We start from the raw sequence: 13918 nt of genomic DNA on the forward strand, positions 1-13918 counted from the left end.
AATGGCAAATGTGACATCCGTGGGCCGGACGAAGGCCGCACCGATGACCGGGGAGGAGCGCAAGGTCATCTTCGCCTCCTCGCTCGGCACCGTGTTCGAGTGGTATGATTTCTATCTCTACGGCTCGCTCGCCGTCTATATCGGGGCAACCTTCTTCAGCCAGTATCCGGAGACGACGCGCAACATCTTCGCGCTGCTCGCCTTTGCCGCCGGCTTCCTCGTGCGGCCGTTCGGCGCCCTCGTCTTCGGGCGGCTGGGCGATCTCGTCGGGCGCAAATACACCTTCCTCGTCACCATTCTCATCATGGGTCTCTCGACCTTCCTCGTCGGCATTCTGCCGGGTGCCGCGACCATCGGCATCGCCGCACCGATCATCCTGATCATCCTGCGCATGCTGCAGGGCCTGGCGCTCGGCGGCGAATACGGGGGTGCCGCAACCTATGTGGCAGAGCATGCGCCGCACGGCCGGCGCGGCTATTTCACGTCCTGGATCCAGACCACGGCGACGCTCGGGCTGTTCCTGTCGCTTCTCGTCATTCTGGGCGTGCAGTTCGCGCTCGGCAAGGAAGCTTTCGCGGCCTGGGGCTGGCGCATTCCGTTCCTCGTCTCGGTCGTGCTTCTCGGCGTGTCCGTGTGGATCCGCGTGAAGATGAACGAGTCGCCGGCTTTCCAGAAGATGAAGGCGGAGGGCAAGACCTCGAAAGCGCCGCTGAAGGAGGCCTTCGGCACGTGGAAGAATGCCAAGATAGGGATTCTCGCGCTCTTCGGCGCCACGATGGGACAGGCCGTCGTCTGGTATTGCGGTCAGTTCTATGCGCTGTTCTTCCTGCAGAACATCCTGAAGGTGGATGGTCAGTCGGCCAACATCATGGTCGCCATCTCGCTGCTCATCGGCACGAGCTTCTTCGTGATCTTCGGCCTGCTCTCCGACAAGATCGGCCGCAAGCCCATCATCATGGCCGGGCTGCTGCTCGCCATGCTGACCTATTTCCCGCTGTTCAAGGCCATGACCTGGACGGCAAACCCGGCACTGGCCGAGGCGCAGGCGACCGTCCGCGCAACGGTGACCGCCGATCCGGCAGACTGCACCTTCCAGTTCAACCCCACGGGCACGGCGAAGTTCACGACGTCCTGCGACGTGGCAACCGCGTTTCTTACCCGCAATTCGGTGCCCTACGACATCGTCCCGGGTCCCGCGGGCCAGGCTGCGGCCGTCAAGATCGGCGATGCCACGGTGCCGAGCTACGATACGGTGGCTGCCGGTGCGGATGCGAAAGCCAAGGCTTCGGCGTTCGAGAAGGGCATCAACATGGCGCTTCACGATGCGGGCTATCCGCTGCAGCGGGGGGCGGCGAAGGTGCCGGACAGCAAGCTCGACGGCTTCGTCGCCGCCAATCCGGAACTGTCGCTCGATCCGGCAACGGTGCGGGCTTCGGCGCCGGCAACGATGACGGCCGACGAACTGGTGGCGGCCAAGCTGCTGACGGCGGAGGAAGCCGCCGGCGTGACGTCCATGCCGGTCTATACGGTGGCGAATGGCGGCACCTATTCGATGGTCGCCGATCCGCAACGGGTCAACTGGATCGGCACAATCGCCATCCTGACGGTTCTCGTCATCTACGTGACCATGGTCTACGGGCCGATCGCCGCCCTGCTGGTCGAACTGTTCCCGACCCGGATCCGGTATTCGGGCATGTCCCTGCCCTATCACATCGGCAATGGCTGGTTCGGCGGCCTGCTTCCGGCCATGGCGTTCGCGATGAGCGCGGCGAAGGGCGATATCTATTACGGCCTCTGGTATCCGATCATCTTCGCCGGCATCACGCTGGTGATCGGCCTGCTCTTCCTGCCGGAAACCAAGGACCGCGATATTCACGCCATGGATTGAGCGCAATCGCGATCCGAATAAACATCAACCCGGCGGGCTTGCTCGCCGGGTTTTTCGTCAGACGTTTTCAGGGGTCGGAAACTGGGTCTTCGGTCGTGGCCAGCCCTTTTCGTCGAGCCGGAAGACCCAGTTCTGCCGGGCAAAGAGGAAGGCGATCATCAGGGCGCTCCAGAGACCGACGAGCAAGCCGGCGGCGACGTCGCTCGGATAATGCGCGCCGACCACCACCCGGGTGACGCCGATGGTGAGGGCGCCGAGCGCAAAGAGGATCCGCAGGCGCGGGGCCAGCATGGCGAAGGCCCCGAAGAAGGAGCCGACGGCTGCCGAATGACCCGAGGGGAAGCTCTGGAACAGCCAGTCGGAGGCAAACGGCGTCAGGCTATAGGCGCCGAGATCGGAAAAGGCCTCCGGCCGGGCGCGGCCGATGAAGAATTTGAGGATATGGACCACGGCGCTCGCCGTGCCGATGGTCACGAGGAAGTAGAGCGACAGGCGCCGCGCCGCCCTCGCCTTCTCGGCAAGGCCGTGGCTGCTGACGACGCGCGCGAGGATGTAGGCGATGATCACCAGCGCCGCGGAGCCGTAGATCATCCAGGCGAAGGTGCCGAAATCCGTGATGCGTGCATTGAAGGCGACGAAAGGCTCCGGCAGCGCCTGCGCCGATTGCGACAGGCGCGGATCGAATGGCACGAGTGCCGCGACCAGAAGGATGGCGCTCAGCAGCAGCCAGACGGAGGAGGAGATCGGCCTGTTCATGATGTTCCTTCTTTTCCGTCTGGTCGATCCCGCGAAAACTGTTTTCGCTTTCGCTGAAGTCAACCACCGGACACGAAAATGCCCCGGTCTCCGCCGGGAGCCGGGGCATTCGACGTGTCTGCCGACAGATTTCAGGCCGCCAGCGCCTTGAACTCGGCCAGAATGGCGTCGCCCATCTCGGTGGTGCCGACCTGGCGGGCGCCGGGGGCCATGATATCGCCCGTGCGGATGCCCTGGTCGAGCACGTTGGCGATCGCCTTTTCCAGACGGTTGGCTTCCGCGATCATGTTGAACGAGTAGCGCAGGCACATGGCGAACGACGCGATCATCGCAATCGGGTTGGCGATGCCGCGGCCGGCAATGTCGGGAGCCGAGCCGTGAACCGGCTCGTACATCGCCTTGCGCTTGCCGGTCGTCGCGTCGGGCGCACCGAGAGAGGCGGAGGGCAGCATGCCGAGCGAGCCGGTGAGCATGGAGGCGACGTCCGACAGCATGTCGCCGAACAGGTTGTCGGTGACGATGACGTCGAACTGCTTGGGCTGGCGCACCAGCTGCATACCGCCGGCATCGGCCAGCATGTGGTCCAGCTGCACGTCGGAATATTTGTCCTTGTGGGTCGCGGTGACGACCTGGTTCCACAGAACGCCCGACTTCATGACATTGCGCTTTTCCATGGAGCAGACGCGGTTGGAGCGGGTGCGGGCGAGCTCGAAGGCGACGCCGGCGATGCGCTCGATCTCGTAGGTGTCGTAGACCTGCGTGTCGATGCCGCGCTTCTGGCCATTGCCGAGGTCGATGATCTCCTTCGGCTCGCCGAAATAGACGCCGCCCGTCAGCTCGCGCACGATGAGGATGTCGAGGCCTTCGACCAGCTCGGGCTTCAGCGACGATGCAGCCGAGAGCGCGGGATAGCAGATGGCGGGGCGCAGGTTGGCAAACAGCTGCATGTCCTTGCGCAGGCGCAGGAGGCCGGCTTCGGGGCGTGCTTCGTAGGGCACGTCGTCCCACTTCGGGCCGCCGACGGCGCCGAACAGCACGGCGTCGGCTGCCATGGCCTTCGCCATGTCGGCATCCGAGATGGCGGCGCCATGGGCGTCGTAGGCCGAACCGCCGACGAGACCCGTGTCCGTGACGAAACCGGCGGCGGCGTCCGTGTTCATGTGGTCGATGATCTTGACGACCTCGGCCATGGCTTCCGGACCGATGCCGTCACCCGGCAGAAGGAAAAGTGTGCGCGTGGACAAGAAGGCCTCCCATGGCTTTGATCTGCAGTGCGGGGATAGAACGAATTGCGGGTTCCTTACCGCATGTCGTCCGGCAGGAAAATGCCGTTCCGGCAAGAATAAGACCTCTCATGTCAGGTTTTGAGCGGTGCAGCCGTGGCAAGGCCGCCGAGCCAGTCGAGATAGCGGGCATAGGCGAAATGCAGCGCGATGCCGACCACCACAAACAGCGTGCCGATCAGCGGATCCTTGCCCGTCACGAACAGCAGCACCTGGCCGATCATCGCGAGGATCGTCCCGAAGATGAAGACCGGCAGAGAGTGGCGACCGATCATGACCAGGGGATGATCGAGGCGCAGACGCGACAGCCGGTTGAAGACCGGGGTGACGGCCAGGAGATAGCCGAGCGCGAGGACGTGCAGGAGGCGGGTCAGCGACAGGAAGGTCTTGTCGAAGCCGGTGAGGACGGCCGGCAGGCCGTGGGAGAAATCGATCGACCACCAGGAGAACAGCACCCAGGCAAAGGAAACGCCGACATAGAGCGCTGCGACCGACACGAGGGCCGGGTGGCGCGGCAGCTGGATGCCCTTGCGGGCGCGCATCATGGCGACAAGGCCGATGGCGAACAGGAACTGCCAGGAAAACGGGTTCAGGAACCAGTAGTTATGGTCGAGGAAATTGATCGGCACGATATGGAAGAGGCCGGCGAGGAGCCAGGCCAGTGCCGAGATTCCGATGAGGAGCGTCGGGCTGATCGTCTGCAGGAGGAGCATGCCGGGCAGCATGAGGAACACCACGGCATACATGGAGAGGATGTTGTTGTAGCCGAACTGGTGGCCGAGCAGCACCATCGCGACCACGCCCTGCTCGGTATTGTCGACCATGGGGCGGATGTTGATCTCGCCGATGAGATCCTGCCGGTGGAAGTAGAGCGCGCCGCCGGCGAAGATCGCGAGCGTGATGATGCTCGACATGATGTGGGCGATGTAGAGCGTGAAGGCACGCCGCCAGATGCGCAGGCTGAGCGCCAGCCGGTTGCCGGGCAGGAACTTCCGGCCATAGGCAAGGCCGGCCGAGAGACCCGAGATCAGCACGAAGGCTTCCGCCGAATCGGAGAAGCCGAAATTCTTGGTCGTGACGTATTCGAGATACTGGCCCGGTACATGGTTGATGAAGATCATCAGCAGGCAGATGGCCCTGTAGGTATCCAGCCGGGTATCGCGTTCGCCCGGAACGGGCGTCCGGGAGGGCATGACACCGGGTGTCGATGCGGACACCGGCTGCAGCAAGGGCTGCAACAGGGCCGGAGGGGCGGTGCGCAGCACCGGAGGCGTGTCTTGAAGCATTCGGGGTCTCATGCGGATCTTGGCGCCCCAGCCCCTCAACCTCGCCGATATCGTTCAGGCTTCGTTGCAGACCGGCCCGGGTTCGACCGGGCCGGTCTGCCATTGGTGGCTAGAGCAAAACGCCATCATGCGCGTTTTTTGTGACAGTCGTATCTACTGTAACTTCAAACGCACCATTATCGTCGCCGCCGCTTCTGGCCACGGCGATCTCGTGCACCTTGCCGTCGATCGTCAGCCGGGCCTTGAAGCCCTGCCACTCCGAGGGAAGGGCGGGATCGACGATCAGGCGTTCGCCCTCCTTGCGCAGGCCGAGAATGCCTTCCACGGCAACGCGGTAGAGCCAGGCGGCCGAGCCGGTGTACCAGGTCCAGCCGCCACGGCCGGTCAGGTCGCCATGGCCGTAGACGTCGGCGGCCACGACATAGGGCTCGACCCGGTAGACATTGGCGTCTTCGCGGTTCAGCGCGTGGGTCACCGGGTTCAGCATCTGGAACGCCTTCCACGCATCGTCGCCGCGCTTCAGGCGGGCAAGCGCCAGAACGACCCAAGTGGCCGCGTGGGTGTACTGCCCGCCGTTTTCACGCACGCCGGGCGGATAGGCCTTGATGTAGCCCGGATCCTGCTCGGTGCCGGAGAGCGGCGGCGTGAACAGGCGGATCAGCCGGTGTTCGTCATCGGCAAGCTCTGAAAGCACCGCATCCATGGCCTGCGTGGCGCGGGCCGGATCGCCTTCGCCCGAGAGCACGCTCCAGGACTGGGCAATCGAGTCGATGCGGCATTCGTCGGATGAGGCCGAGCCGAGCGGCGTGCCGTCGTCATAGTAGCCGCGGCGGTAGTGCGTGCCGTCCCAGCCTGCCGTCTCCAGCGCCTGCTTGAGGCTCTCGAGATGGGCGGTCCAGGCGGTGACGCGGGCGGCGTCGCCGCGCGCCTCTGCAATACCCGTGAAGGCGCGCAGGGTGGAAGCAAGGAACCAGCCGAGCCAGACACTGGTGCCGCGACCATCGATGCCGACACGGTTCATGCCGTCGTTCCAGTCGCCGCCGAGGATCAGCGGTAGGCCGTTTTCACCGGTCCGCTGGATGGCGAGGTCGAGGGCCCGGGCGCAGTGCTCGTAGAGGCTTGCGGTGGTTTCCGAGACCTTCGGCTGGAAGAATCTGTCGTGCTGGCCGGGCGCGAGCGCCGCCCCTTCGATGAAGGGAACGGTCTCGTCCAGAATGTCCGTCGTGCCGGTGACCTCGCAGTAATGCTGCGTGGCGTGGCCGAGCCAGACGACATCGTCGGAGATCAACGTGCGCACGCCGGCGCCGGAGCCCGGCAGCCACCAATGCAGCACGTCGCCTTCCGCAAACTGGCGGGCGGCCGCGTTGAGGATCTGCGTCCGCGCCAGCTCCGGGCGGTGCACGATGAAGGCCAGCGTGTCCTGCAGCTGGTCGCGGAAGCCGAAGGCGCCGCTTGCCTGATAGAAAGCCGAGCGGGCGAGAATCCGGCATCCGAGGCTCTGATAGGGGAGCCAGCGGTTGACGAGGTTGTTGAACGCCTTGTCCGGGGTCTCGATTTCCAGAACGCCGGTGAAGTCTTCCCAGAAGGCGGTCGAGGCTGCGAGGACCGTCTCGAACGTGTCGGCCTTGGCGGCTTCCAGATGTTCGAGCGCCTGGGCCCGGTTGTCGCTGTCGCCCATGTAGAAGACGAGATCGCGCGTTTCGCCCGGCTTCAGGGTGACGTCGAGCGAGAGTGCCGCGCAGGCATCGCCGTCGATATCGGAGCTGCCGGTGAGAACGGCGCCGTCGACCACGGCCTGCGGTGCCAGGATGCCACCCGTGCGGCCGAGGAACTCCCGGCGGCTGGCGGTGAAACTTGCCGGGGTCTCGCTGACGGCGAGGTAGGCTGTCCGGCCCGCATAGTCGATGCTGTAGGGGTTGGTCGCCGCCATCATGCCCGCGACCTCGTCATAATGGCTGACGACGAAGGGTGCGGTGCGGGCGCGGTTGTTGCCGAGCACCCATTCGACATAGCCGTAGAGACGCAGGCGACGGGCTTCGCCGGCGCCGTTCGTCAGGCGCAGGCGGGTGTATTTGACGGGCAGCGTGCGATGCACGGTTTGCGTGGCTTCCACCGTCAGACCGTCCTGGACGCTCGAGAAGGTGGAGACGCCGAGACCGTGACGGGTCTCGAAGGTCACGTCCTTGCGGCGCGACAGTGCGCCGTAGGGCGTCACGACCGAGCCGCTGGTCATGTCCTTGATGAAGATCGCTTCTCCGGGCCGGTTGCCGACCGGATCGTTGGTCCAGGACGTCAGCTGGTAGTCGCGCGAATTGCGGCTCCAGGTGAAGGCCGAGCCTTCGGCCGAGACGTGGAAGCCGAAGATATCGTTGGAGATGACATTGATCCACGGATGCGGCGTCGCCTCGCCGCCGCGCAGACGCGTGACATATTCGCGGCCGTCGGCGGAGAAGCCGCCATAGCCGTTCCAAAAGTCGAGACCGTCGCCGGAGATGACTGCAGGCACGACGTCGGTAACGATCGGGGCGGCCAGCAGCGGCACGGAGCCGGTTGCGGGCTTGTCCTTCTTGATGCTCGGCGTGGAGTAGAGCGCTTCGGCACGGGCCATCTGGTCGGAGATCTTGCCGTTGCGGGCGTGGAAGACCGCGCGGGAGGCCGACAGCAGCGCCGCCCAGGTCTCGGCTTCCATGATGTCGCGGCGGACGGCGAAGACGTGCTGGCGCGCACCATCGGACTGGCCGCGCAGGCGCAGGTTCTCGCACATGCTGTCGATCGCGTGCTGCATGTCCTGGGCGTAGGAGGCGGCACGCTCGTTGATGATGACCAGGTCGGCGGTCACGCCGCGGGCGCGCATATATTCCTGCGCGCGCAGCGCTTCGCGCGCGATGCCCATATCGACATCGTCGTTGATGCGGACGGTGAAGATCGGGAAGTCGCCGGAGATCGCCAGAGGCCAGAGCGCCGACTGCGGACCGAGACCGGCGCGCACCGTCGCCGTGTCCGCGCGCAGCTGCATGTCGGGATAGACGAGGTAACGGCCGAGGATCTGGAAGCTTGCGGCTTCCTGCGAGGTCACGCCGACATGGCGCATCTGCACCTGGCTGCGCGTCCAGGCATGGATCATTTCATGGCTGAAGCTGTCGGGATGCCGGTAGCGCTCGACGGCGCGGTCGATATCCGTGCGGTTGGGTGCCGCGATCGTCCAGAAGATGACGCTCACCTTCTTGCCGGCCGGCACGCGGACGGTGCGGCGAAGCGCCATGACCGGATCGAGCGTGAAGCCCGAGGTGCCGGAAAGGCTGACATCGCCGTCGAAGGCGCGGGCTTCCGCCAGCGTGCGGCCTTCGCCGATGAAGCGGCGGCGATCGGTCTCGACCTCCGTCGGACGGTCGGTGCCGGCGTTGTCGACGATCAGATGCGCGACCTGCATGTCGGGCTCGCCCGGCGCGCGCTTGTTGCGCGTCACGCGGATGAGATCGCCCTTGGCGTCGATTTCCGTCTTTACGAACATCTTGGCAAAGAGCGGATGGGCGTTGTCCGTGTCGTCCGTCGTCAGCACCGGTTCGGCATAGGAGGTCACTTCGATGAAGCGGTCCTCCGAGCCGGTGTTGACCAGCGTCACGCGCCGGCCTTCGGCATCGTGCTCCGTCGCGACGATGACCTCGACCTCGCTGGTGAGGTCGCCGACGATCTTGATGAACTCGGCCTTGTCGTCGCCGAAGCGGGTCGTTGCCCGCTCGCCTTCCGCACGGCGCGGCTCTGATGTGGCCGACCACCAGTCGCCGGTCTCGGTGTCGCGCAGGAAGATGAAGGTGCCGGTGCGGTCCTCGACCGGATCCGGCTTCCAGCGCACGACGGTCTGGCCATTCCAGCGGGAATAGCCCGAGCCGACGGCGGTCAGCATGATCGCGTAATGGCCGTTCGAGAGGAACACGGTCTCGCGGTCCTTGGCGAGCGGGTTCTTCACGACGCGGACCTCGGGGCGCAGCAGGTCTTCCTGGCCCTTGCCGAGCGCTTCCGGCTCGCGCTTGGCGTTCATGATCGGGATGTCGCGCGGCGCCTTTTCCTGCAGCAGGAGTTCGGCGGCCTCGATGACCGGATCGGCGTGGAACCACTCGCGCAGGCGGCCATTGAAGACCACGTTGGCGACGGCGGCAATCGACATGCCATGGTGGTGCGCATAGTAGTTGCGCACGACCGCGCAGGTCTTGCCTTCGGGAACGCGGGTCGGCGTGAAGTCGACCGAGTCGTAGAAGCCGTACATGCCGAGCGCGCCGAAGCCGCGCAGGCGGTCGAGGTTGGAAAGCGCCGCCTTCGGGTCGTACATGCTCGCCAGAATCGACGCATAGGGTGCGATGACGGCATTCTGGCCGAGACCGCGCTTCAGGCCGAGCGAGGGCACGCCGAAGTTGGTGTACTGGTAGGTCAGTTCATGGTCGCGTGCGTTGAAGGCGGCTTCCGAGATGCCCCACGGCGTGCCGAGGCGACGACCGTGGTTCATCTGCTCGCGCACGATCAGATTGTTCGTCTGGTTGAGAATACCGCCCTGACGTTCCTGCATGACGAGCGGCGGCATCAGATATTCGAACATCGAGCCGGACCAGGAGACCAGCGCGCCGCGCGCGCCGATCGGCACGACAGGACGGCCGAGCTTGTACCAGTGCTCCGTCGGCAGGTCGCCCTTGGCGATCGCAAACAGGCTGGTCAGACGGCATTCCGAGGCGAGAAGGTCGTAGCAGGCTTCGTCGAGCTCGCCGCTGTTGACGCGGTAGCCGATCGACAGCAGGCGGCGTTCCTTGCGGAAGAGGAACGTGAAGTCCATCGAGAAGGCGATGTCGCGGCTGCGGTCGCGCAGCACGATGAGGCGCTGGCGCAGCGCGTCGATGGCGCCGAGGTCGAAGACGCTGTCGGCGATGTGCGCCTCGCAGGTCTGGACCAGAAGGCCCGCCCACTTGACGACTTCGCCGCTGGCACCGCTTTTCACCTCGTGGTCGAGGTTCAGCGACAGCTTCTGGATGTCGCGGGCGAGGACCGAAAGGTTGATGACGCGGATCGAGGCGAATTCATGCTCGCGCTTGACCGCCTGCAGCGCGCTCTGGAAGCCGATCAGGCGTTCTTCGATACGGCGGCGCAGCGGACGGACGGTCTTGCGGTCGTCGGGCAGGGCCGCCAGCATTTCGGCAAGGATCGACACCACGTCGCCGATGCCGTCGAGGCTGCCCTGCACGTGCGCGGACGGGGCTTCGGCCCATTCGCGGCACATGGAGGAGACGGCAATGAGGTGGCCGGCAAGGTTGCCGCTATCGACGGCCGAGATGTATTTCGGCTCCATCGTTTCCAGGCGGTTCGTCGTGTACCAGTTGAACAGGTGGCCGCGATATTTCGGCAGGGCGTCCACGGTCGCGACGGTTTCCTCGAGACGGCGGATGGTTTCCTCGAAACCGATCCAGCCGAAGTCGCGGGCCGACATGACGGAGAGCAGGTAGACGCCGATATTGGTCGGCGACGTCCGCTCCGCGAGGATCGGATGCGGGATCTCCTGGAAATTGTCCGGCGGCAGGAAGTGCTGCTCGGCGGTGACGAAATCCTCGTAGAAGCGCCAGGTCCGGCGCGCGATCTTGCGGAATTCGGCCTTCACCTCGTCGGAAACGTCGAGCTGGTCTTCGGTCTCGGCCGACTGGCTGACGAGCCAGGCGATGGCCGGGGAGAGTGCCCAGAGCACGGCGAAGGGGATGCCGATGAAGGGCAGGCCGGTGGCCGAGACGGCGGCCAGTCCGAGCGACACCACGGCGATGACCGGGGCAATCCACATGGTGCGGTAGTAGTCGAGCACGGAGCCGGTGGCACTGCTCTGGACCTGGGCGGCCGTGCGCCATTCCAGCATCAGCTTGCCGCTGACGAAGGTGCGGTAGACGGCCCGCGCGATCGCATCCACCATCATGCCGGCGGAGTGGGCGATGAAGACGATGCGCAGCGCGACCTGTGCGTTGGCGGCGCTGATCTCGGAGAGAACGGCGTGGAAATGCGCACGGGCGACGATATCGTTGCGGCGCGGCATCAGGCCGGAGATGAGCGACAGGGTGGGGGCAACGAAGAGCGAGAAGATCAGCACGACCTGCCAGATCAGCGCCTGCGTCGGCTCCATGTAGTACCAGCCGAGCACGGAGGCGATCAGCCAGGCGACGGGAATGAGCGAGCGGCGCAGATTGTCGTACATCTTCCAGCGGCTGAGCATGGAGAGGCCGTTGGACGGATTGAAGATGTAGGGCAGGAGCTGCCAGTCGCCACGCGCCCAGCGATGCTGGCGCGACGTCTCGACCTCGTAGCGGATCGGGAAGTCCTCGACGAGTTCGACGTCGGTCACCAGCGCGCAGCGCGCGAACGATCCTTCGAGAAGGTCATGGCTGAGAACGGCGTTCTCGTCGATGCGGCCCTTGATCGCCGCTTCGAAGGCGTCGACATGGTAGAGGCCCTTGCCGGTGAAGGTGCCTTCCGAAACGATGTCCTGATAGACGTCGGAGACGGTGAAGACATAGGGGTCGATGCCGCGATTGGCCGAGAAGATGCGCTGGAAGGACGAGGCTTCGCTGCCGGTCGTCAGCGACGGGGTCACGCGCGGCTGCAGGATCGAGTAGCCCGACAGGATCTTCTGGTTCTTGGCATCGATCACGGGGCGGTTGATGGGATGGTACATCTTGCCGACGAGCTTGGTGACCGCATCGCGCATCAGGCGCGTGTCGCTGTCGAGCGTCATGACGTACTGGACGTTCTCGGGCACCTTGTCGGCACCGGAGATGAAGGTCGTGTCGCGGTCGCCGCGCAGAAGCAGGTTCAGCTCATGCAGCTTGCCGCGCTTGCGCTCCCAGCCCATCCAGGCGCCTTCGCCCTCGTTGTAGAGGCGGCGACGGTGCAGCAGGTAGAAACGGGTGCGGCCGTCATGGGCGTAGCGCTTGGACAGCGTCGCGATCTCGCCCTTGGCATAGTCGAGGACGTCGAGGTCTGCGGCGGTTTCCTCGGTCTGGCTGTCGGCCCAGTCGCTGACCAGCGCGAAGTAGATCTCGCCCTTGGGGTTTGCGAGGTAGTGGACCTCGATATTGCGGACGAGTTCGTCCACGTTATCGCGCTTGGAGATCAGGCAGGGAACGACGACCAGCGTGCGCGCGTCCTCGGGAACACCGGAGAGGAACTCGTATCCGACGAGCCGCGACGGGGTGAGGAAGAAGGTCACGACCGTGTTGAAGAGGCCGGCGGCACCTTCTGAAGCCGGCAGGGCGAAGAGCAGCAGGATGATCAGCTTGGCGCCCGTCGGCATGTCCATCGGGCTGATGAAATCATAGACGAGCACGATGGCGAGGATCGTGAGGATGATGTTGGGCAGAGCGATGGCGAGCCAGCCCATGCGGCGCGCGGTGCGCACCACCGACTGGACGGGTGTCGGGCGGTAGCCGATCGCCTCCTCGAAGGCTTCCGTCCGGTTGCCGACCAGGAAATCGCCGACATTGTTGGCCGGCGTCGGGATATCGACATCACTGGTCTCGGCACCTGTTTCGATCCCGGTCTCGATTCCGGTTTCCGGCACCGTGCCGCCGGCGGCCGGGCGGATCGGCACGATGTTCTGCCCTTCGGCCGCCATGGCGATGGCGCGCTGGGTGACCTCGAGCTCGGTGAGGCCGGAGCGCTTGGCCAGGCGTTCGATCGTCGTGCGGTACTTGTTGCGGGAGCCGAAATCGAGCGCCATGTAATCGGAGTGCTCGCGCAGCTCGGCATCGAGCTTGCTGACGCTTTCGAACCAGACGGCCCAGTCATTGTCGTCGATTTCGCGCAGCGAGCGGATGATGTTGCTCATCGTCGCATTGCCGGACGACAGGCGGTTCTGCTCGGCGACCAGTGCCTCCTCGACGTCGCTGCCGCGCTTTTCCAGCTGTTCCTCGAGCCAGGCGATGACGACACGGCCGCTCTGCGAACCGTCGCGCAGGCGATAGAGAAGCTGGGCGACGAAGGAATTGTCGGCCGTCAGGCCTTCGTAGTCCTTCAGAAGGTCGGCCGATTTGTCCGGATCGCTCAGGCGGACGATCTGGTCGGCGACATCGTTGGCCTTGTGGCGCATGGCGCGCGAGCGCTCGACACGGATGGCGATGCGGCGCAGGTTTTCGATCAGGATGAAGCGCAGGATGGAGGGAAGGGCCCAGAGTTCGCCGATCTTGAAGGTGGCATGCTCATGGAAGCCCTCGACCATGGCGGTCAGGCTTTCGCGCGAGACGGTGGAATGGGTGTGAGCCGTGTAGAGCCAGGCCAGCGCCATGGTGCGCGGAATGGACGTGCCGGCAACCGGAATGGTGGGCAGCTGGCGGTAGAACCTGCGAGGGAAGTCGCGCCGGACCTCCTGGATTGCTTCTTCCACGACATAGTGGTTGTCGAGCAGCCATTCCGCCGCCGGCGTGATGGTGGCGCCGGCTTCCACGTCGGCGGCCGTGATCTTGTAGACCCGGAAGATCTCGCCTTCGTTCTCGCGGTGACGCTGGTGAAACTCGAACGGGAAGAAGCTCGGCAGGGTCGTCGCGCCGTCTCGTGCCAGTGCCGCACCTGCGGCCCGAAGTTCCTCGTTCGTGAAATAGGTCGAACGGATCGAGTCGTTGGTGTCGAGAAGGGCGGGCTGGGCTTCGCGCGGCGAGGTCGTGTGTGTGTCTTGCAGGGCCATGGAGCGG

Annotated in this window: 5 protein-coding genes; 1 reads left to right on the plus strand and 4 read right to left on the minus strand. The window is 65.1% G+C overall.

Annotated elements, in window-relative coordinates:
• The first annotated feature begins 1 nt into the window (after position 1).
• Complete coding sequence (locus LRX75_RS03965) at positions 2 to 1888, plus strand: MFS transporter (RefSeq protein ID WP_231812121.1); 1887 nt, start codon at positions 2 to 4, stop codon at positions 1886 to 1888.
• A gap of 57 nt (positions 1889 to 1945) precedes the next feature.
• On the opposite strand, the gene LRX75_RS03970 is transcribed toward LRX75_RS03965, so the two are convergent.
• From LRX75_RS03970 to LRX75_RS03985, 4 genes are all read right to left on the minus strand, one after another.
• Complete coding sequence (locus LRX75_RS03970) at positions 1946 to 2644, minus strand: phosphatase PAP2 family protein (protein ID WP_231812123.1); 699 nt, start codon at positions 2642 to 2644, stop codon at positions 1946 to 1948.
• A 131-nt stretch (positions 2645 to 2775) separates the two neighbouring features.
• Positions 2776 to 3888: a 3-isopropylmalate dehydrogenase gene (leuB, locus tag LRX75_RS03975; protein ID WP_231812125.1), complete on the minus strand. Its 1113-nt coding sequence runs from the start codon at positions 3886 to 3888 to the stop codon at positions 2776 to 2778.
• A 113-nt stretch (positions 3889 to 4001) separates the two neighbouring features.
• Complete coding sequence (locus LRX75_RS03980; protein ID WP_231812457.1) at positions 4002 to 5120, minus strand: OpgC family protein; 1119 nt, start codon at positions 5118 to 5120, stop codon at positions 4002 to 4004.
• Positions 5121 to 5322: 202 nt separating this feature from the next.
• Complete coding sequence (locus LRX75_RS03985) at positions 5323 to 13911, minus strand: glycoside hydrolase family 94 protein (RefSeq protein WP_231812127.1); 8589 nt, start codon at positions 13909 to 13911, stop codon at positions 5323 to 5325.
• Positions 13912 to 13918: the final 7 nt, after the last annotated feature.

Origin of the sequence: Rhizobium quercicola (assembly GCF_021168455.1) — a bacterium.
Taxonomy (GTDB): Bacteria; Pseudomonadota; Alphaproteobacteria; order Rhizobiales; family Rhizobiaceae; genus Ferranicluibacter; species Ferranicluibacter quercicola.

Excerpts from the sequence above, each read along its gene's own strand:
- LRX75_RS03965 (WP_231812121.1), top strand. The coding sequence starts at position 2 with ATGGCAAATGTGACATCCGTGGGCCGGACGAAGGCCGCACCGATGACC.
- LRX75_RS03970 (WP_231812123.1), bottom strand. The coding sequence starts at position 2,644 with ATGAACAGGCCGATCTCCTCCTCCGTCTGGCTGCTGCTGAGCGCCATC.
- LRX75_RS03980 (WP_231812457.1), bottom strand. The coding sequence starts at position 5,120 with ATGCCCTCCCGGACGCCCGTTCCGGGCGAACGCGATACCCGGCTGGAT.
- LRX75_RS03985 (WP_231812127.1), bottom strand. The coding sequence starts at position 13,911 with ATGGCCCTGCAAGACACACACACGACCTCGCCGCGCGAAGCCCAGCCC.